This is a genomic window from Faucicola sp. SE7633 (assembly GCF_059264685.1).
In genome coordinates, this window is record NZ_JCADBW010000022.1 from 1 (window position 1) to 19345 (window position 19345).

The following is a 19345-nucleotide window of genomic DNA, read 5'->3' on the forward strand; positions in this document are numbered from 1 at the left end:
TAGTAAGATTTTAAACATGATGACAGGGTGAAAGGCACTTTCGCCACGGTCACTGCTATGGACATGGCGTAGGGTGTGTTCGATACTTTGCCAGTTGATTAGGTTATGTAGTTCATCGAGTTCTTCGATGGCTTTGTGAGCGTTAATGAGACTGTCTGCTAGGGAGAGTTGCCCTGTTTGTTTCCATGCCATATTCGTGTCTTTTGCCATCTGTTTGATTTTACTGTATTATATCACTTTTACAAACTTTTGTGCATTTGTTCGTGCAAAGGTTTTTATAATGCTTTAACGCTATGATATATTTACTTAAATTAATTCAAAGCAAGTAAAATATCATTATATTGATGAACCACCTGTATAGTATCAGGAGCAAGCTTTTTTACTGTATCAGATGGTGAGAATAAAAATCCTTCACTTACCGCTTGCAGCATTGAAAAATCATTAAAAGCGTCACCTACTGCGATACTGTGAACTGACCTATTTAATAGAGCGTTTACTGTCTCATGCTTGCCTTGGGCTCTGGTGTATTCTACTGAGCTAATAAAGCCTTCTGTATCAATGACAAGATGATGACAATAAGCAGAGGATGGCATAATATTCAGCTCTATAAAAAATCCCCCTAGTAATTGATAAAAGCTATCTGAAACAATGTTGACTTCATAATTCTTATCTTTTAAAGACTGAACAAATTTATTAGCATTCATTAAAGGATGAAGTTTATCAACAAAATTTCTCACTGTTTGAAAATCAATCTGATTGTTTTTAAGGCAATTAATACGGGTTTTCATTAATGCTTGATAATCGGGTATATCTCTTGTTGTAACTTTGAGAGCCTCAAGACCTAGGCAATCTGCTAGGTAAGGCCAAATTTCTGGGATTAATACCCCTTCCATATCTATAAATGCCATCTTTTTCATATTTTTCTCGTTAAATATTTGATATTACTAAGAATAATCCTAAGAGTGCCAAGATAACCCCAATAATTCGATTAATGAATACTTGTTGATTAAGCATCTTAGTTCTTAAAGCTTGGTGAGAGAAGAGAATTGCTACCAAGGCAAACCATATTAAGTGAGCTAGAGACATAAATATGCCGTATCCTATCAATACATAGGTTGGGGTTGTTGTACTGACAATTTGAGTAAAAGTGCTTATCACAAAAAGTGTGGTTTTAGGGTTTAAAGCATTGGTGAAAAAACCATATTTAAGTGCTTGAAGTCGACTAATGGCAGAAGTAGTGCTAACGTCAGTGACGGGTTTTTGAATAAAAGTCTTATAGCCAATATAAATTAAGTAACTGGCTCCCACATATTTAACAAATGTTAGAAAATTGGGTGCATACTTAATAACTACGGACACGGCAATTAACGTATAAGCGACATGCACCAATACCCCAAGAGAAATACCTGTAGCGGTTAAAATACCAACCGCTCTACCGTACAGATAACTATTTTTTGTGACAATCGCAAAATCTGCACCAGGGCTAATGACTGCCAATATCGTAATCAATGCTACCGCTAAAAACTCTGTCATTGTTTCATCTCTTTAAATGTAATTACTAAAACATCCCTATATGCCAACATGTCGTTGTTAGAAGGCGTAATTTCAGAAACACCGTGAAATACTCTATGATCATCTACCAGAGCAATGTCTAGAAACTTATCTAATTCAAAGCTGTTTAACTTATTTTGCTCTAGGTCATCAATGGTTGTCACGCCACCTTGCATATTTTGACGCTTCACCATTGCCATTAAAACAAAATCAACACCGTCTCGATGAATACCTTCAGGGGTAGGCTTACCACGCATAGTTTGATTGGACTCAATTCGAAATTGATGAGTCTCTATGAACCAGTTTTTATTTTTTGAACCATCAAAGGCGGTATAAGCGAATGCCAGAAGACCATTAAAAATTGGATTGGCTATAATCTCATCGATTTCAGTGAAGTATCTTTCGATTCCACCATTTAGAGTATTGTGATCAATTGTTTGATAATGAGGGATATAGGCATTTTTATTACAAACTCTATCTTTTATCATAAAAGTTGCATGTTTGCGCTTTCGGTAGTTGCCATTATCAGACATATAATTATCTGTGACTAAATTATTCCAACTTTCACAGAAAGCTAAAATAACTTGTGGAGTCATTGAAACTTTTTCATCGAATAGTTTTCGGAATATATTGCTTTCAACAAATATAAATCCTTTTTTTAGTAAGTTTTCTTTTATATCAGACATCAACTGAGAGTTAAAAAATAATGAATCATAAGTTACTGTTTTTGAGTTATTTTTCATAAAATCACCTTTGCTTTTGAAGATGATTGTATTTTTTCATTAAATTGGTTAAACTAAAATTGATTTATTCTAATTAATTTATATGAGTTTTTGGCATGATTGAGCGGACACCTTTAAATGGCTTAAAGTTTTTCTATTTTTGTGGTTTGTATGGTAGTGTGACTGTGGCAGCCGATAAACTCCATGTGACACAGAGTGCTGTGAGCAAACAAATTAAAAATTTAGAAGATGTACTGCACATCAAATTGTTTATTAAAGTAGGTCGAAAATTATCATTAACAAAGCAAGGCGAAATATTATTCGCCTGTTGTGAAAAGATTTTTCTGCAATTAGATGATTGTCTAACTGATTTAACAACTGCTAATAAGCCGTCTGCTCAATTGGTATTATCTTGCGAGCCAACGATTTCAATGAAGTGGCTGATTCCAAGACTGGTGGAATTTAACCAGCTCTATAAGGAAGTTGATATTGTTCTATTGACAGGCGGCGGTAAAGTGGAATTTGAAGAAAAAAATGTTGATTTGGCTATTCGGCGAAATGATTTTGATTGGGGAGAGCACATTTACTCTGAAAAATTGGCTGATGAGTACATTGTGGCGGTTGATAAGGCAGGAGCAGTATTGCCAACCAATGAAAAACTGATATTAACTTCTTCTCGTCCAAATCTATATAAAAATTTAAGGTTGAATAGGTTGATAAGCAAACAGTTATTATCTTATGAAAAAAATGTGCTAGAACATTTTTACTTATGTATTGAAGCTGCTTTAGCGAATTTAGGAACCGCTATTGTCTCTATTTATATGGTAGAAAGAGAGATTAATCACGGTCTGCTTCGTTATGCCTCAACTCCAGTAATGGATGGTTCAGCTTATTATTTGTTGTCGAGATATACGTTTGAAGAAGATCCACGTAAGGTTGTTTTCAAAGAATGGTTAAAAATCCAATTTACTGCTTCTGAGGAAGCAATGTTATCTCAATATCAATATAAGTTAATGTGATTTCCTCACCACTGCGATAGTCTCTGCCCAACCGCTCAAACGCCGCTATCCCCCCAGTCATAATCGATGAGTCCGCCAATTGCACGCTAAAGTTATGGGCGTTTTTACCGATAAACGTGCCTGTATAGCGTTCATCGTCTTGCATATTGGCATTGACTTCCTCCCCTCCCTAAAGTGAGGGGATTCCTACTGCTAGACGGTCAAGCCCGACCGCAAGAATGTTCTTACTGGCGTTAATATCTCTATCATGCCATGTGCCACACTTTGCACAAGTCCATTCTCTTATTCGCAAACCTGCTCTACCTTTCGGACTACTGGACATATCGCCACAGCACGAGCAAGTTTGGGTAGTGTATCGTTCATTTACGATTTCAAAACGGCAACCTGCGTTCTCGCACTTGTAGGTCAGTTGTCGTTTGAGTTCAAACCAACCTGCATCGTAAACCGATTTGGCTAGTTTGCCTTTTTTACTGCTAAATTGGGTGGTTTTAACATCACCGACCACGATTAGGGCATTGTCTTTGACTAATTGGGTGGTGAATTTGTGGATGAGATCTTGGCGTGTATTTTTGATTTTGGCATGGATAGCCTTAACACGTTTTTTATTTTTGGCTCGTTGAGCAATGGCTAAATCTTTAGCATATTTGAGCGTTTGCTTGATTTGTAGTTTATCGCCTTTTGAGGTGGTGGCACTGTCTTTAAGCCCTAAGTCAATACCGACACTACCTGCTCCGCATTGGGTTTTAGGGTATTCTTTGACGGTGATACACGCATACCATCGGTTACGGCTGTCTTGGACGATTTCGCAGGTGTTTATTTGATACAGCGATAGATTGTAGCTATCCCATAGGTCGATGATGAGCTTTTGCCCTTTGGCTAAACTAAGCTGTAGGGTGGATTTTAAGCCTTTTTTACCCGTCTGATGAGTAGCCAGTAATTTGATTGCGGATTGCTTAAATGGAATCCAACCTAGGCTTTTACGCTTTGAGTTTGGGTGGTTGGTTCGCCAGTTAAGTTTAGCCTTTTTGAATTGGCGTCGCGATTTGGCGTGAGTTTCGTTAATGGCTTGTATGGTTTGAGAATGCAAGCCAAGTAGTTCACCGCTACCTTTGGTGTATTCGTTTAGGTCATAGGCACTAAAAAATTTGCCTGTTTTTTGCAGGTATTTGTAACTCAAGTCATTCACATAGTTCCACACAAAATTGACCGAACCGCTTAGGCGATTTAGCTTTGCTGTGTGTTTGTCTTTTATGCGTAGCTTGAGGGTTTTCATGGGGTTAGTTTAACATATTTAATAAGTTTCTGTGTGTAAGCATGGTTTCAAAGTTGCCTTATATCCACCGCCTAAAGTCGGTGGTTTTACGGCAATGGAGGATAAATAGCCAGTTCCACACTTTTAGTCCCTTTGTAGTGGTCAAATATTTTTAATCAAAGTCTCTTAGAGTCTGTCTAAAAATATTTGACCACTACATTCCAGCCAACGATAACTCGCTTAAACACGTCAATGATAAAAGCGGTACAAACCCAGCCTGTTTGAGTCTTGATATAGGTAAAGTCAGCAACCCACCGCTTGTTTGGGCTATCTGCGGTAAAGTTGCGTTTGACCAAGTCAGCAGGTTTTTCTTGGTCGTCTCGCTGTTTGGTGGTGATTTTGCCTTTACCCCGCCATACGCCTTGAATGCCTAGCTGTCACTGTCTTGCCAAATCTGTTTGATTTGTACCATGAGGTGTTTTTCGCTTTGTTTGCGATGGCTTTGCTTTTCTGGGTTCTGTTGATCGTCTTTGATGCGACAGTAGGTGGATGGGGCGATTGGCAGGATTCTGCAAATCGACTCGACCCCATATTTTTCTTTTTCATCGTCGATGAATTTGACCATCACTTGGGTTTGCGGCCCTTCTCCGCCTGGGCGAAAAAAGCGGCAGCTTTGCGAATAATTTCGTTGGTTTGTTTGAGTTCTCGATTTTTTCGCTCTAACTCAGCAATGCGGGCGGCTTGGCTTTCGGTGGTAACGGTAACTGGATTTTGTTTGGCTAGGTGATTTTTATGCCATGAGCGTAAGGTTTTGGGTGTGCAGCCAAACCTAGGGGCGATAGCTTGGATAGCTGCCCAAAGTGAGGGATAATCTTTTTGCGATTCGATGAGTAACTCGACGGCTCAAGTCTTAACTTCTGTTGGGTATTGTTTGGTTTTCATAAGAGGATTGTCTCAGCGTTTGGAGTCTCCGACAATCCCAGTACAGTTCAAGTGTTTTTTATTGCTCAAAACCATAATTTTACTTGACCTTGCGCCTAACTCAGCGATAATAATAGACAATTTTTTTACCCTTGATTTTAGGCGAACAAACATAGGCGTGTTGGGTGGTAGATAAGCAAAATACAGACGATCAACAAACTGACGCGCCGATGACGCACACCACGGTGTTATTGTATGAAACCGTTGCCGCAATGCTTGGGGTTGGGGCGGCGCGCTTGAGCGCAAATGATGCGCCACCTGTGCAAGCGTGTGGTGTGTTCGTTGATGCCACGTTTGGACGCGGTGGGCATAGTCGGCTGTTGCTTAAACATTTGACGGATGATAGCCGCTTATTGGTGCTTGATAAAGACCCCGAGGCCATCGCGGTTGCCAAAGACTTGGCGGCACAAGATGCGCGCGTCATGGTGTGCCATACCAGCTTTGCCAAGCTTGCTAAGAGCGTAACAGCGGCAGGGCTGAGTAAGGCCGATGGCATCATGGCGGATTTGGGCGTGTCATCGCCGCAGCTTGATGACGGACGGCGCGGATTTAGCTTTATGCGTGATGGCGCGGTTGATATGCGTATGGACACCACGCGCGGTCAGTCCGTGGGTGAGTGGCTGCAATCGGTGGATGAAGCCACGCTTGCCGATGTGCTATACCAGTACGGCGAGGAGCGCCACAGTCGGCGGATTGCCAAAGCCATCAAGCAAATGCCAAATTATGATTCGACGCTGGCACTGGCAGAGACCATCAAGCAAGCACATCCCAATTGGCAAAAAGGCAAACACCCTGCAACGCAAAGTTTTCAAGCGCTGCGTGTGTTTATCAACAATGAATTGGGTGATATTGAGCAGTTTTTGCAGCAAAGCATTGAGGTGCTAGCACCCAACGGGCGGCTGGCGGTGATTAGTTTTCATTCGCTTGAAGACCGTTTGATAAAACAGTTTTTGCAAAAATACAGCAAAGGCTATGACCCAAAAGCTGTGCAAGACTTGCCTGCCCATCTGCCTGCGCCCACTGTGCCGCGTTATTTTAGTAAGCCTGAGCGCGTCGCGCCGTCTGCCGATGAAGTCGCTGCCAATCCGCGCGCGCGCAGTGCATGGCTGCGTGCTGCCAGGCGTCTTGTTGATACTGCGCCCGTATTGCCAACGCGCTGAGCAGGTGCTGACCCAATGGCTACGCCATGCGTGATTTGCCCCAAATTGATGTAAGATGATGTCCTTAACCGAAAAATTCCGCCCACGTGTCTTTAAGCGTCGCAAAGATGCCAACACAGATGCCGCCGAAGTGACGCAAACGCTTGTCACCAAACCCAAAAATAAACCCATCAAACACCGCCCGTCTGCTGATGCGGCAGCCACCACGGGCAGCCCCCACGCGCCGATTAACTTGCCTGTACCAATTACCGATTTGCTGGATGCGGACTACCATGGCGTTCGGCTATATAGCGTGGCGATGCTGGTGTTAGTGGTGGCGATTTTGTGGACGGGGCTTAGCGTGGTCGAGCAGGTGCAAACCTACCAACAGCATTACACTGAGCTTAGCCAACTCAAGAAAGAATTTCGTCACATGCAGGTTGAGCGTCAGCGTATGCTGATTGAGCAGCAGACGTTTAGCGCGACACCGCAAATCGTGAACCGTGCCGTCACCCAGCTGCATATGTTTTACCCTGAACTGTCTAACCGTTTGATTATCCGTGCCACGCCCCACCAAGCCGATGCACTGCCGCCAAGCGCTTTGCCTATATCAGATAGCCAAGATGGCAGCGTAAATTCAGCGCAAGGGGCAGTACATGACTGATTCAAACAACACCCACAGTGACCAGTTACCCAAAAAACAGCCGCGTTTAGTCAAGCGCCGCCAAACGCGTGACGCGCCACAACCGCAGCCAACCGTTGGCAACACTAAGCTTATCAAGCGTCCCAAAGCCATGCCCAAACGTGGCGCATCAACGCGAGGCAGTGTTGAGGAGGACAGAGGGCGTTTTTTTACCATTTGGGCGATTATGGTGGTGGGTTTTGCCGCCGTGTTTTTGCGCTTGGCATATGTTCAAATCTTTAACAAAGACGAATACCAAGCACAGGGCAATAAGCTGATTACCACCATCAAAAAGCAGCCGACCTATCGCGGCATGATCACCGACCGCAACAACATGCCGTTGGCAATTTCGGCCCCGCTTGTCACCTTGGTGTTTAGTCCGCGTGACTATGCCGCAGAATATTACGCGCTCAAAGCCAAACAGCAGGCGCTACAAAAAGCCAAGCCAAGTGCGGTGGTGACGCGTGAGCTGGCACGCACCGAAAAACGCCTTGCCAGCATGGATTTAAACCGTTTGGCAGCACTGACGCACATTGATGTGGCAGCGTTTCAAGATGCGGTGCAGCTAGATCCGCATGTCGATTTGACCGATAAAGATGCTATCAAGGCGGCCTTGCCAACGGGGGCAGGTTCGTATTATTTTCCATTGATGAAAAACGTGCGCCCCGAGCTTGCCCAACCTATCATTGATGCCAAGTTTGTGGGTGTGACTGACTCGACTTTTTACCAGCGTTTTTACCCACAAGCGCAGCCCAACGCGCAGCTACTTGGCTTTATGGCACAAACCAACGACCAAGACGGCGGGCATTATCGTGGGCAGGCAGGTGTCGAGCGGATTTTTAATGACTTGCTGGCAGGGCAGGCAGGCAAAGTGCTGGTCATGCGTGACGCGCGTAACCATAGCCTCAAAGAGCTTGAGCAAGTTGAACCTGAAATACCTGGTAAAGATATCCAGCTGACCATTGATTCGCGGCTGCAGTATCTGCTTTATCAAGAATTAGAAAAAGTCGGGCGTTTGCAGCAAGCGCGCTGGGCAACGGGTATGATTGTCGATGTCAATACGGGTGAAGTGTTGGCGTTGTCAAATTGGCCATCGTACAACCCAAACGATTTAAACACCATCAACAATGAAAACCAACGCAACCACGCCTTGATTGACGTGTTTGAACCGGGGTCGGTGATGAAACCCGTCACTGTTGCCATCGGTATGAAATCAGGACAATACAACACGCGCTCGCTGATTAATACCAGCCCCGGTAGCATGAAAGTTGGTAACTACACCATTCGTGACCACGGCAATTTGGGCACTATTACCTTACAGACACTGTTACAAAAATCCAGCAACGTCGGCTCAGCAAAAATCGCCCTGTCACTACCGCCCGAGGTGTTTAGCGCAGGCCAACGCGAATTTGGCTTTGGGCATAAGACCAACCTAAACTTCCCCGGTGAGGCAGCAGGTTTGGTGCCAAATCCTGCCAAAAATGATATCGCGCGCCGTGCCACCGTGGCGTACGGCTATGGGCTACAAACCACGCTGGCACAGCTGGCGCAAGCGTACACGATTTTGGGCTCAGGCGGCATCTTACGCCCTTTGACCTTGGTTAAAAGTACCAAAGACAACGCGCTCAATAGCAGCAATTTAGACAACGTGCCCGTGCCATATCCCAAGCCTGACAGCACGCGCGTGCTAGACACAGACACCGCCAATGCCATTGTTGATATGATGGTGAGCGTCACCGAACAGGGCGGCACGGCGCGGCTAGGCGCGATTGATGGCTACAAGGTGGCAGGCAAAACGGGTACAGCGCGGCGCAGCAAGCCAGGCGGCGGTTATTATGACAACCAATACCGCACCTCGTTTGTCGGTATCGCGCCTGCGTCCAATCCACGGTTTGTTGCGGCCATTATGGTAGAAGACCCACAAATGCAAAAATTTGGTGGATTGGTTGCCGCGCCTGTGTTCCGTGAAATCATGCGCGAAACCCTGCGCCTGTATAACGTGCCATTTGATAAGCCATTATCGGGCAAAGAAACCGAAAGCGCATCGCTTGAGAGCGTCAATGATTTGTAGGGCGGCAGCAATGACTGGATTGGTTAAAATTGCACCGATGACCATAGACGGGCGTTGATTGGGCTTAAATTTGCCCATGCTTTTAAATGCTCACGGTTTTAAATTTGGCAATGTTTAAACAAATATGAAAAATAGCCAGTCATTGCCCGTTGCTGCAGTGACTGATGAAAATACAGCGGACACACGACATGCAAACCTTAAACCAACTACTGGCTGACCTTGAGCCTTCAAACGCCACGCGCGCGCCCGAACCATTGAATGTAACCTTGCGCCAACGACTGTCACCCGTGGCAGATATCGCCTTTGCCGAGTGGGTCGCCGATAGCCGCCGTATTCGGCCTAATGATGCGTTTGTCTTGCTCAAAAGCCAAGTCCCCAACGCGCCACCGCCACCGCCCGAAAAAATCAGCCAATACCTTGCCCAAGCCGCCAATCGCCAAGCCGCGTTTGTTGTGTCTGAGGTGGCGCTTGATAAAGCTGTAGTGCCTGCTGGCTTGCCTGTGCTGTATGCGCCCGATATACGCGATTATTTGGGCACGTTAGTGCAAGCACAACTGCAACACGCCATGCCCGTGCAGCTACCGCATGTCGTTGCGGTGACAGGTACCAACGGCAAAACCACGGTCAGCCAGCTGCTGGCTCAGTTGATGCACGCGCACGGCCAGCGCAGCGCGGTGATGGGTACGGCAGGCAATGGAATTTTGCCCAACCTTGCACCCTCAACGCACACCACGCTTGAGGTGCTTGCCATGCAGCAGCAGCTACACGCATTTGCCAAGCAAGGCGTACAGGTGTTAGCGATTGAGGCAAGTTCACACGGCTTGCACCAGCAACGTCTGCAAGCCATGCCAATCGAGGTGGCGATTTTTACCAATCTTAGCCGCGACCATTTGGACTATCACCGCGATATGGACGACTATGCCGCTGCCAAGGCTCGCTTGTTTAATCATGACTATTTCACCTGTTTGACCCATGCGGTGATTAATCGTGATGATACAGCAGGCGCGGCCATGCAGGCGCAAGCGCATCAAACGGGTGTCACCGTGTGGACGTATAGCTTGCAAGACCCCGCGGCAGATTTGTTTGCAAGCGATATTCAGCCCAGTCTGAATGGGGTGGATTTTGTGTTGCACACACCACAGGGCGCGCTTGCGCTACACAGTCCGCTGTTAGGACGGTTTAATGTGGCAAATTTGTTGGCCGCGATAGGCGGCGCGTTGGCACTTGGCGTGCCGTTGGCTGAACTGCCGCAAGCGGTGGCAAACCTTGCAGGGGCAAGCGGACGGATGCAGCGTATTGACTCGGCACAAGGCGGTTTTATCGTGGATTATGCCCACACGCCCGATGCACTGGCGCAAGTATTGGCAAGTTTGCGCGCGCATTGTGCAGGCAAATTGTGGGCGGTGTTCGGTTGTGGGGGTGACCGCGATGCTGGCAAGCGTCCGCTCATGACGCAAGCTGCGCTTGATGTGGCGGATACGGTGATTTTAACCGCTGATAACCCACGTACAGAAGACCCACTGGCGATTTTGGCCGATATGCAGGCAGGGCTAAGCGATGAACAGCGCGCGCGCGTGTGTGTTGAGCCTGACCGCCGTGCAGCGATTGAGCAAGCCGTCAAGGCAGCAGGGCCAGATGATGTGGTTGTTATCGCAGGTAAAGGGCATGAAACCTACCAAGAAATCAACGGCGTGCGCCATGACTTTGATGACCGTGTGGTGGTGGCAGCCGCGTTGGTAGCAGCAGGCCAAGTCTAAGCACCGTTTTTAGTAGCCAGTATTTTTAAACCGTTTAACAAGGACAGCACCATGACCGCCTACCTATGGCACGCCAACAACCTCACCGCCGCCGTACAAGCGTTGCACCCCTATTGGCAGCACGCTTTTACCAGTCAGTCTAGCCGTATCATCACTGACAGTCGCAAGATACAAACGGGTGATATTTTTTTGGCACTCAAAGGCGATAACTTTGACGGTCATGACTATGTTCAAACCGCGTACGATAAAGGTGCAATCGCGGCCATTGTCAGCCAAGTGCAGGCGTGCGATGTGCCGCAGTTGGTGGTGGATGACACGCGGCTGGCGTTGGGGCAGCTTGGCGCGTATCGTCGCTGCCAACACCCTAACTTGACGGTGGTTGCCATCACAGGCTCTAGCGGCAAAACCACTGTCAAAGAAATGCTTGGTAGTATTTTGTCGCGCATCGCACCGACGCGCATCACCCGTGGCAACCTCAACAACGACTTGGGCGTGCCGATGATGCTGCTTGAGCTTACAGACACTGACCGCTATGCGGTGTTGGAGCTGGGCGCGAACCATTTGGGCGAAATCGCCTATACCACCGCCTTGGTACAACCGCAGGTGGCAGGCGTGCTGAACATCGGTACGGCGCATTTGGGTGAATTTGGTGGACGCGACAACATTGCCCGTGGCAAAAGTGAGATTTACCAAGGGTTATCTGCCACAGGCACGGCGGTGCTGCCTGCCAACGATGACTACAGTGACACCTTGCGCCACGCGGCAAACGCACATACCAAGCATGTGTTGGCGTTTGGTGATTTTCGCCAGCCTACCGCCAAAGCTGGGCAAGTTTTGGCAACCGCTATTCAGACCAGCCAGCATGGCAGCGCGTTTACCTTGCAGTTTGCCGCACCTTTGCCAGAGGGGCAGGCGGACATTGAGCTTAATTTTGCAGGGGAGCACAACATCAACAACGCGTTGGCGGCGGCAACGTGTGCAGCAGCGTTGGGTATTGATATCGATACCATTGCAGCAGGGCTAAACGCTGCCCAACCTGCCAAAGGTCGGCTCAATATTCATCAGCGCGGCAAGCATACCCTCATTGATGACACCTACAACGCCAACCCTGATGCCGTGCTGGCAGCGGCAGCGGTGCTGGCGCAGCAAACGGGTCATAAAATACTGGTGCTGGGTGATATCGGTGAATTGGGTGGCGACGCGCCAGCCGAGCACGCCAAGTTGGGCACGGCCTTGGCGGCGACAGCGATTGACCGTGTGGTGGCGGTGGGTGATCTGATGGCGCACACGGTTGCCGCTGCCAATGCCGCGCGTGCGGACAATGCCAAGCAGACGTTTGCCATGCATTTTAGCAGCAAAGATGCATTGGTTGCGTATTTGACCGAGCAGATGGCAGATGCAGCGTGTAGCGTGCTGTGCAAAGGCTCACGCTTTATGCAGATGGAGCAGGTGGTTGAGGCATTATTGGCGGCAAATCCTGCCAGCGCATAGCCCCAGCTCGCCCAATTTTTATGGGTAAACCCGGCAACTTAAATTGAACTGCGCGACATTTGCGCTTAGAATGACGCAAACCACGCCGCACCGCGCTAACAATGTCGCAAAACTCAACACAACAGCGGCGCAACACAAATACAAGGGGGTCGCGTGTTACTTTGGTTGTTTGAATGGCTAAGCCAATTTTATGCGCCGTTTGGGGCGGTGTCGTCGCTGACGCTGCGCGTACTGTTGGCGATTTTGACCGCGCTTGGGCTAAGCATGGCGCTCGGTGACCGCGTCATTGAAAAATTGCGCGCGCTCAAATACGGGCAAGCCGTGCGTACCGATGGGCCACAAAGCCACTTGGTCAAATCAGGCACGCCGACGATGGGTGGGGTGCTGATTTTGGGCAGTATTTTGCTCACCACCTTGCTGTGGGCAAATCTTGCCAACCCGTATGTCTGGATTTTGCTGGTGGTGTTGGTGATTTTTGGCGCGGTGGGCTGGGCGGATGACTGGCTTAAAATCAAACACAAAGACCCACGCGGCTTGATTGCACGTAAAAAATACTTTTGGCTGTCGGTCGGTGCGTTGTTTGTTGGCATCTCACTGTATTGGATTGCCGCCCATCAGCCCGATGGACAAACGGCGCACGCCATGCAAGATTTGCTAATACCGCTGTTTAAAAACTGGGTGATTCCGTTCTCTGCCGTGCCGTTTGGGCTGGCGTTTATTATTTTTACCTATTTTGTCATCAATGGCACGTCCAATGCCGTCAATCTGACCGACGGCCTAGACGGCTTGGCAATTTTCCCTGTGGTGCTGGTCGCGGCGGGGCTTGGCGTGTTTGCGTACGTGTCGGGCGATGCGCGCTTTGCTGAATACTTGCATGTGCCGTATATCGCTTATAACAGTGAGGTGACCGTCATCTGTGCGGCGATGATTGGTGCAGGGCTTGGCTTTTTGTGGTTCAACGCACACCCTGCGCAGGTGTTCATGGGTGATGTCGGCGCGTTGGCGTTGGGCGGTATGCTGGGTACGATTGCGGTGATGACGCGGCAAGAAATTGTCTTGCTCATCATGGGTGGGCTGTTTGTGGCCGAGGCGGTGTCAGTGATGTTGCAAGTCGGTTCTTATAAACTGCGCAAAAAACGTATCTTTCGCATGGCACCGCTGCATCATCATTTTGAAGAAGGCGGCTGGAAAGAAACCCAAGTGGTCACACGGTTTTGGATTATTACCATTATTTTGGTAATTTTAGGCTTGATGACGCTAAAACTGCGCTAAGCGATGAAAAGTTGAATAATAAAAAAGGGGATAATAGTTGTCCTCTTTTTTTATGGTGTGGACTTAGCCAACGTTACGTGAAACATACGCAGCAGGGGCGCAAGATCAACCCAACGCCGACTAAAATTGGCTATACTAAATTGGCGATATTAAAAGCTGCTTGCGTCATGATTTTTTACGAAACTTTTACCACACAAGGAGGGATGCCATGAAGCTTAAAATCAAACAAGACCATGACACCGTCACCCTAGCGCTTGAACGCACACCGCTGGGCAAAGAAGCGCTCAATACCAAACAGCCAAGCGCGCGCGAACGCCAGCTGCTGCTATTGCTGGACAAAGACAGCACGATAGGCGCGCAAGCGGTCAGCAAATTGTTAGAAAAAGTCAATCTGTTTGATCTGGCGGATAAAGGTTGGGTGGTGTATCGCGTGCTATCGGGTGAGCTGCGCATGCCGTCATCTGAGCTTATCCACGACCACACCACAGAGCGCGCACCGACGGCGGCGGATTTGCCGCGCGTTATCAAAACCGATCGCGCACCTGTATTAGAAGATGTGCCCAAAGCGCGTGATTCTGGTCACACCGCGCCCAACCACACAACGGCTGACAGTGCCGTGGATTTAGCAGAAATCAAAATCGTGCAAGCGTTGCTTTGACTTGCTCCCCTCCCTATGGTTCGGGGATTTCTTCGGCAAGACGCTCAAACGCTCCGTGCCAACCGCTAAGCGCGGGGATGATGGGCGTGGTGCAAGGCTTCAAGCCGTGCGGTGGCGACGTGGGTATAAATTTGTGTTGTCGATAGGTCACTATGCCCCAAGAGCATCTGCACGCTGCGCAAATCTGCGCCGTGATTAAGCAAATGGGTAGCAAACGCATGGCGCAAGGTGTGTGGGGATAGCGGCGCTTGAATGCCTGCTTGGGTGGCGTAGCGTTTGATGGCATACCAAAAATTTTGCCGTGTCATATAACCACCTTGTTGGGTCAAAAACACCGCTTGGCACGCGCTTGCGCCTGCGCGTGTGTCGCGGGCAAGGCTAGCACGGGCATGGCGCAGATAATCTGCCAGCGCGTCATGGGCAACTTGCCCCAGCGGCACCAACCGCGATTTGTCCCCTTTGCCTGTGATATGCAGCCAGCCTGCGTTGAGATTGACATCGCCCAATGACAAATGCACCAGCTCACTGACGCGCAACCCACAAGCGTACAGCACCTCAAGCATGGCGTGGTCACGCAAACCCAGCGCGGTGCTGACATCAGGACTGGCAAGCAACGCCTCAACATCGGCTTCAGACAGATTTTTTGGCAGTGCGCGCCCCAATCGCGGCGTGCGAATTTGCTCGCATGGGTTGTCATCACGCACACCTGCTTGAATTTGCCAACCAAAAAATTGCTTGAGCGCAGACAGCGCGCGCGCTTGTGAACGTGCGGCTTTGCCGTCTTGGTACAACGCCGCCAAACATGCCAATACGTCATCACGTTGCCAGTTGGGCAGTGGTTCGGTACGGGTCGCCGCACATGCCAGCAAATCGCGCAGATAGGCGTTGCGCGTATTGGTCGCAAGCCCTCGCGTGACCAATTCTTGACGAAACCGCTGCAAATACTCGGGTTCATCCACGATGGTTAAGGCTTTGGGTTTACGCGGTTTACGCGCGGCAGTTTGGGACATGGCAGGATAAAACTTGGCTCAAGCTATGATTTAAAACACGATTTTAAGGCACAATGACAACACCCAACCAAACGCTACTTTTTTTGTATCCAGTAGTGGTACACGTTGGCGTATGGGTCGGGGTCAGGCAGATTGTTCGGGTTGATGAGGTGCTGCTCGGCAACCAACGTATGCCCCAAATGCCGACAAAAATTGGCGATATCGCGCGTGGTTGCAGGGTCGGTGGCGATGACGTGAATGACCTCGCCCGATTGTGCTTGGCGTATGGCGCGGTGTAGCAGCATGATAGGCTCAGGACAAATCAGGCCTTGGGTGTCAAGCGTATGTTGGGCGGAGGGTGGGTTTTGGGCTGTTTGGTTCATGATATATTAAATAAAAGCCAATTAAGAATTTGTTTGATAGTGTAAAAAGTCAAAAAATCGTCTAAGATTGGCGCGGAACAAAAACGCCACCCCAATCCACGCCGCCAACGCCACATACGCGCTGATGGCAAATAACCCCAAGCCAAGCAAAACACACAACGCCAACATGCTCGGCTGGCTTAAGCGATAGCGAAACAGCACACACGCCACGTACAGCGATAGCGGTATGGTCAGCCCCACCAAGCCATACGGCAAATAATGAAATAGCACATACACAAGCTGACTGGTGCGAAACATCGGCAGGCTTTTGAGCGTACCAAACCACAAAAAACAGCCAATCGCGGCATAAATTAGCCAAATACTGATGGCATTCATCCGCCGCGCGCCCGTGATACGCGCCAATACCATCGGCGCAATAACAGGCTTGCTAGGGGCGGCGGTGTCAGAGAAGGGCGCGGTCATGGCAGCGTCTCTCCTTGCCTATGACGCAGCCAGCTACCAAGCATAATCGCTGAGGCAATCGCGTCGATTGGCTCATGCTCACGCTTAATCAGCCCGTATTCCCACGCCAAGCGTTTGGCTTCTCGGCTGGTGAGGCGTTCATCCGCCAACGTCACGGGGCAGGCGATATGCGCGGCCTTGAGCTCGTGATTGAGCCGACGGGCAAATTTTTTGGCGCGGTTGCCAAGCTCTGAGTCCGTGCCGTCCATATTAAGCGGTAAGCCGACAACCACTTGTTGGGCTTGCCATTCGCTGATTAACGCCAACAACGCTGCCCAATCAGGCTGGCCATTTTTCATGGCAAATTGGCACAGCGGCGTTGCGGTTTGGGTCAAGGTGTTGCCCAGCGCGACACCCATTTTGCTGATGCCATAGTCCAGCCCCATCACGGTTTGCACGTTGGGGCTATTGGGCGAATTTGACACGCTGTGATTAAGCGATACATCAGGCATGACCAATATCCATCATCAAGCGGTCGGCGTTGATGCCAAGCTGGTCGGCCGCGGTTTGCCAACGCGTTGCATAATCCGTGTCAAACAGCAGCCCCATGCTGGCAGGCAGCACAAACCAATCGCCTTGCGCCAGTTCTTGCTCAAGCTGTCCTTTTGCCCAGCTGGCATGTCCCAAACACAGCTCGTAATGCTCCACGCCGTGACCTGCGGCAATGCTTTGTAAAATATCCTTGCTGGTGGTGATACAGACGTTTTCGGTGATGGCAAACGACGATGCCCAGTTGGGCTGCCCTGTGTGCAGCACAAAACCGACTTCAGGATTGGCAGGGCCACCCTCAAGTGCCAGTTTACGGTGCAAATCATGCGCCGTCACATCAATGTCAAGTTCTTCAAACAGCTTGCTGGCGTTGGTGTGATATAAAGGCTTGTTGATAATCAAGCCCAGCACGCCGTCGCGGTCATGGCGGCAGATGTACACCAGCGACTGGTGAAACAGACCGCTGTCAATCCGCGGCGCGGCAAGCAAAAAATGGTTGGTGTAATGGGTCAATTTTGTCATCATATCAAAAATTTTTAAAAAATCAGTGGCGGCTTGCCAAAAGGCTACGCGCGTGCTCAAGCGTGGTGTCGGTAATCTGCACCCCGCCCGACATACGCGCCAATTCTTGTACCTGCGCCTCGCCCGTGAGGTGCGCAAGGTGGGATTGCGCTTGGTCGTGCTGGGTTTTATAGACCAAAATATGCTGGTGCGCCTGTGCGGCAACCTGCGCTTGGTGAGTGATGGCAAGAATTTGTTGGTCGTGTCCCAATTCGCGCAGCAGCTCGCCGACCACTTGCGCTGTACCGCCGCTGATACCGACATCGACTTCATCAAACACCAACAACTGCTTGGCTGGCAAGTTGGCATCGAAGCTCGCCTCACCCGGCGGTTGGGTCTGCCGCTGCGCCTCAATCACCTGCATGACCAGTGCCAGCCGTGACAGCTCACCGCCCGAGGCAATTTTGTGTAGCGGCTGCATTGGCATACCGACGTTGGCACTAAACAATAGCTCCACGTGGCTGATGCCCTCGCGCTGCGGTGTGGTGGGCGTAAAGACAAATTCGGCTTGCACATTTGGCAAAGCCAGTGTTTGTAAGCGTGTGACCAGCTCACGGCTCAAGGCAGGCGCATAGGCTTGGCGAGCGTTATCCAAATCCGTTGCCAAGCGCAAATAGTCATCATACGCGGCAGCGATTTGCTCGGCAAGGACTTCGGGGGAGGGCATGGCGTTTAGCGCGTCAAGCTCACGCTGCCAGTCTTGTGCCAAGGCCAAAAGCTCATTTGGTGCGGTGTGGTACTTACGCGCCAAACGGTGAAACGTCGCCAACTGCTCATCAAGCTGTGCCAAACGTTCAGGGTCAAGGCTTTGCCCCTCGGCGTAATCACGCAGGCTTGTCGCCACTTGCTCAACCAAACTTTGCGCATGGTACAACTGCTCAACACACTCAGCATACACCGCACTGACGCTGCTTTGCGGCTCACAAAGCTTAATCGCGCGGCTCAACGCTTGCATGGCATCGGGCGTATCGCTGTCATTATCCAGTAGCCCGACCGCCACCGCCGCCTGCTGCATCAGCTCATCTAAGTTTGACAGCTCATCGTATTCTGCCTCAAGGGTGGCGTAATCCAATGCCAACAGCGGCTCAACATCCGCTAACTGATTGTTTAACAGCGCGATTTGCTGCTGGCGTAATTTGTCATCCTGCGCGTGGCGTTCGGCTTGTTGTCGTAAACGTTCGTACTTACCAAATGCTTGGTGCACGCCTTGTGCCTGTGTTTGTAAGCCTGCCGCGCTATCTAACCACGCGACAACAAACTGCGGACGCAACAGGCTGTGCTGCGCGTGCTGGCTGTGGATATTGACCAAAAGACCGCCCAAGGTTTTAAGCTCATTGAGGCTAATTGGCGTGCCATTGAGCCATGCCTTGCTACGAATGCTATTGCCCTGCTGGCTTAGCTGACGACGCAGCAAAATCCGCCCATCGTCATCCTCATACGCTTGTGCGGCAAGCCACGCCTGCACCAACGGCAACGCGCGCACGTCAAACTCTGCCACCACCTCCGCACTGCGGCTACCATGCCGAATCAAACCGCCATCGGTGCGCCCGCCAACGCACAACGCCAGCGCATCAAGCAGCAGCGACTTGCCCGCGCCCGTCTCACCCGTGATGACGTGAAAGCCCGTGCCCAGCGTCAGCTGCGCCTGCTCAATCAACGCCAAATTGCGCAACGTCAATTCAATTAGCATAACGTTCCTTTTGTTTGGCAAAGCTGTATTTGAAAATTTGACCAAGCTGTGTTGTGCCAAGCTGGGTTGGGCAACACACTATTTGGCTAGTTTAAACGCTTTAAGTCTGAAAAAAAACACCCGTACGGCGACTGGGC

At 49.5% G+C, this 19345-nt stretch carries 19 protein-coding genes, 1 pseudogene and 1 other annotated feature; of the genes and pseudogenes, 8 read left to right on the forward strand and 12 right to left on the reverse strand.

The window, feature by feature from the left end:
* From AC5L4R_RS08320 to AC5L4R_RS08335, 4 genes are all read right to left on the reverse strand, one after another.
* Nucleotides 1–192: transposase (locus AC5L4R_RS08320; protein WP_494472339.1), on the reverse strand; the 192-nt coding region annotated here is incomplete at its 3' end.
* A gap of 119 nt (nucleotides 193–311) precedes the next feature.
* Nucleotides 312–917, reverse strand: coding sequence for a bifunctional phosphoserine phosphatase/homoserine phosphotransferase ThrH (thrH, locus tag AC5L4R_RS08325; protein ID WP_494473490.1), 606 nt, complete (start codon nucleotides 915–917; stop codon nucleotides 312–314).
* Between the two features lie 10 nt (nucleotides 918–927).
* Nucleotides 928–1533, reverse strand: coding sequence for a LysE family translocator (locus AC5L4R_RS08330; RefSeq protein ID WP_067237946.1), 606 nt, complete (start codon nucleotides 1531–1533; stop codon nucleotides 928–930).
* Nucleotides 1530–2294, reverse strand: coding sequence for a 2OG-Fe dioxygenase family protein (locus AC5L4R_RS08335; protein ID WP_494473491.1), 765 nt, complete (start codon nucleotides 2292–2294; stop codon nucleotides 1530–1532). The genes AC5L4R_RS08330 and AC5L4R_RS08335 overlap by 4 nt, the downstream gene beginning before the upstream one ends.
* Nucleotides 2295–2389: 95 nt before the next feature.
* Between AC5L4R_RS08335 and AC5L4R_RS08340 the strand changes: the two genes are divergently transcribed.
* The gene (locus tag AC5L4R_RS08340) at nucleotides 2390–3292 is read left to right on the forward strand and encodes a LysR family transcriptional regulator (protein WP_494473492.1); all 903 of its coding nucleotides are present in this window, start codon (nucleotides 2390–2392) and stop codon (nucleotides 3290–3292) included.
* 169 nt (nucleotides 3293–3461) lie between these two features.
* Here the strand turns inward: AC5L4R_RS08340 and AC5L4R_RS08345 are convergent, their stop codons facing one another.
* Complete coding sequence (locus tag AC5L4R_RS08345; protein ID WP_494473493.1) at nucleotides 3462–4565, reverse strand: RNA-guided endonuclease InsQ/TnpB family protein; 1104 nt, start codon at nucleotides 4563–4565, stop codon at nucleotides 3462–3464.
* A 194-nt stretch (nucleotides 4566–4759) separates the two neighbouring features.
* Nucleotides 4760–5432, reverse strand: a pseudogene (locus AC5L4R_RS08350) (transposase family protein); the annotation flags it as partial.
* Nucleotides 5095–5211, reverse strand: a sequence feature (AL1L pseudoknot). It overlaps the preceding pseudogene by 117 nt.
* Before the next feature lie 263 nt (nucleotides 5433–5695).
* On the opposite strand from AC5L4R_RS08350, the gene rsmH reads away from it, so the two are divergent.
* From rsmH to AC5L4R_RS08385, 7 genes are all read left to right on the forward strand, one after another.
* The gene (gene rsmH / locus AC5L4R_RS08355; protein WP_494473517.1) at nucleotides 5696–6685 is read left to right on the forward strand and encodes a 16S rRNA (cytosine(1402)-N(4))-methyltransferase RsmH; all 990 of its coding nucleotides are present in this window, start codon (nucleotides 5696–5698) and stop codon (nucleotides 6683–6685) included.
* Nucleotides 6686–6740: 55 nt separating this feature from the next.
* On the forward strand, nucleotides 6741–7328 hold the full coding sequence (gene ftsL, locus AC5L4R_RS08360; protein ID WP_494473494.1) for a cell division protein FtsL: 588 nt from the start codon (nucleotides 6741–6743) through the stop codon (nucleotides 7326–7328).
* Complete coding sequence (locus tag AC5L4R_RS08365; RefSeq protein ID WP_494473495.1) at nucleotides 7321–9417, forward strand: peptidoglycan D,D-transpeptidase FtsI family protein; 2097 nt, start codon at nucleotides 7321–7323, stop codon at nucleotides 9415–9417. Before ftsL ends, AC5L4R_RS08365 begins: the two co-directional genes overlap by 8 nt.
* Before the next feature lie 188 nt (nucleotides 9418–9605).
* Complete coding sequence (locus tag AC5L4R_RS08370; protein ID WP_494473496.1) at nucleotides 9606–11174, forward strand: UDP-N-acetylmuramoyl-L-alanyl-D-glutamate--2,6-diaminopimelate ligase; 1569 nt, start codon at nucleotides 9606–9608, stop codon at nucleotides 11172–11174.
* A 51-nt stretch (nucleotides 11175–11225) separates the two neighbouring features.
* Nucleotides 11226–12665 carry a UDP-N-acetylmuramoyl-tripeptide--D-alanyl-D-alanine ligase gene (locus AC5L4R_RS08375; protein ID WP_494473497.1) on the forward strand — a complete coding sequence of 480 codons (1440 nt, stop codon included), beginning with the start codon at nucleotides 11226–11228 and terminating at the stop codon, nucleotides 12663–12665.
* A 153-nt stretch (nucleotides 12666–12818) separates the two neighbouring features.
* Complete coding sequence (gene mraY / locus AC5L4R_RS08380; RefSeq protein ID WP_494473498.1) at nucleotides 12819–13937, forward strand: phospho-N-acetylmuramoyl-pentapeptide-transferase; 1119 nt, start codon at nucleotides 12819–12821, stop codon at nucleotides 13935–13937.
* 208 nt (nucleotides 13938–14145) lie between these two features.
* Nucleotides 14146–14595 (forward strand): hypothetical protein, encoded by a 450-nt coding sequence (locus tag AC5L4R_RS08385; protein WP_494473499.1) that lies wholly within the window; start codon nucleotides 14146–14148, stop codon nucleotides 14593–14595.
* Nucleotides 14596–14660: 65 nt separating this feature from the next.
* Here the strand turns inward: AC5L4R_RS08385 and xerD are convergent, their stop codons facing one another.
* The 6 genes from xerD to recN all read right to left on the reverse strand — a co-directional run bounded on the left by xerD (nucleotide 14661) and on the right by recN (nucleotide 19208).
* The gene (gene xerD / locus AC5L4R_RS08390; protein ID WP_494473500.1) at nucleotides 14661–15605 is read right to left on the reverse strand and encodes a site-specific tyrosine recombinase XerD; all 945 of its coding nucleotides are present in this window, start codon (nucleotides 15603–15605) and stop codon (nucleotides 14661–14663) included.
* 74 nt (nucleotides 15606–15679) lie between these two features.
* Complete coding sequence (gene tusA / locus AC5L4R_RS08395) at nucleotides 15680–15967, reverse strand: sulfurtransferase TusA (protein WP_494473501.1); 288 nt, start codon at nucleotides 15965–15967, stop codon at nucleotides 15680–15682.
* A 21-nt stretch (nucleotides 15968–15988) separates the two neighbouring features.
* Nucleotides 15989–16429 (reverse strand): hypothetical protein, encoded by a 441-nt coding sequence (locus AC5L4R_RS08400; protein WP_494473502.1) that lies wholly within the window; start codon nucleotides 16427–16429, stop codon nucleotides 15989–15991.
* Nucleotides 16426–16920, reverse strand: coding sequence for a Holliday junction resolvase RuvX (gene ruvX / locus AC5L4R_RS08405; RefSeq protein ID WP_494473503.1), 495 nt, complete (start codon nucleotides 16918–16920; stop codon nucleotides 16426–16428). The genes AC5L4R_RS08400 and ruvX overlap by 4 nt, the downstream gene beginning before the upstream one ends.
* Nucleotides 16913–17479, reverse strand: a complete 567-nt coding sequence (locus AC5L4R_RS08410) for a YqgE/AlgH family protein (RefSeq protein WP_494473518.1) — start codon at nucleotides 17477–17479, stop codon at nucleotides 16913–16915. The genes ruvX and AC5L4R_RS08410 overlap by 8 nt, the downstream gene beginning before the upstream one ends.
* Nucleotides 17480–17501: 22 nt before the next feature.
* Entirely contained in the window at nucleotides 17502–19208 is a 1707-nt protein-coding gene (gene recN / locus AC5L4R_RS08415; protein WP_494473504.1) for a DNA repair protein RecN, read from the reverse strand.
* Between the last annotated feature and the right edge of the window lie 137 nt (nucleotides 19209–19345).

Coding starts and splice junctions, on each gene's coding strand:
- thrH (WP_494473490.1), bottom strand. CDS start 917: ATGAAAAAGATGGCATTTATAGATATGGAAGGGGTATTAATCCCAGAA.
- AC5L4R_RS08330 (WP_067237946.1), bottom strand. CDS start 1,533: ATGACAGAGTTTTTAGCGGTAGCATTGATTACGATATTGGCAGTCATT.
- AC5L4R_RS08335 (WP_494473491.1), bottom strand. CDS start 2,294: ATGAAAAATAACTCAAAAACAGTAACTTATGATTCATTATTTTTTAAC.
- AC5L4R_RS08340 (WP_494473492.1), top strand. CDS start 2,390: ATGATTGAGCGGACACCTTTAAATGGCTTAAAGTTTTTCTATTTTTGT.
- AC5L4R_RS08345 (WP_494473493.1), bottom strand. CDS start 4,565: ATGAAAACCCTCAAGCTACGCATAAAAGACAAACACACAGCAAAGCTA.
- rsmH (WP_494473517.1), top strand. CDS start 5,696: ATGACGCACACCACGGTGTTATTGTATGAAACCGTTGCCGCAATGCTT.
- ftsL (WP_494473494.1), top strand. CDS start 6,741: ATGATGTCCTTAACCGAAAAATTCCGCCCACGTGTCTTTAAGCGTCGC.
- AC5L4R_RS08365 (WP_494473495.1), top strand. CDS start 7,321: ATGACTGATTCAAACAACACCCACAGTGACCAGTTACCCAAAAAACAG.
- AC5L4R_RS08370 (WP_494473496.1), top strand. CDS start 9,606: ATGCAAACCTTAAACCAACTACTGGCTGACCTTGAGCCTTCAAACGCC.
- AC5L4R_RS08375 (WP_494473497.1), top strand. CDS start 11,226: ATGACCGCCTACCTATGGCACGCCAACAACCTCACCGCCGCCGTACAA.
- AC5L4R_RS08385 (WP_494473499.1), top strand. CDS start 14,146: ATGAAGCTTAAAATCAAACAAGACCATGACACCGTCACCCTAGCGCTT.
- xerD (WP_494473500.1), bottom strand. CDS start 15,605: ATGTCCCAAACTGCCGCGCGTAAACCGCGTAAACCCAAAGCCTTAACC.
- tusA (WP_494473501.1), bottom strand. CDS start 15,967: ATGAACCAAACAGCCCAAAACCCACCCTCCGCCCAACATACGCTTGAC.
- AC5L4R_RS08400 (WP_494473502.1), bottom strand. CDS start 16,429: ATGACCGCGCCCTTCTCTGACACCGCCGCCCCTAGCAAGCCTGTTATT.
- ruvX (WP_494473503.1), bottom strand. CDS start 16,920: ATGCCTGATGTATCGCTTAATCACAGCGTGTCAAATTCGCCCAATAGC.
- AC5L4R_RS08410 (WP_494473518.1), bottom strand. CDS start 17,479: ATGACAAAATTGACCCATTACACCAACCATTTTTTGCTTGCCGCGCCG.
- recN (WP_494473504.1), bottom strand. CDS start 19,208: ATGCTAATTGAATTGACGTTGCGCAATTTGGCGTTGATTGAGCAGGCG.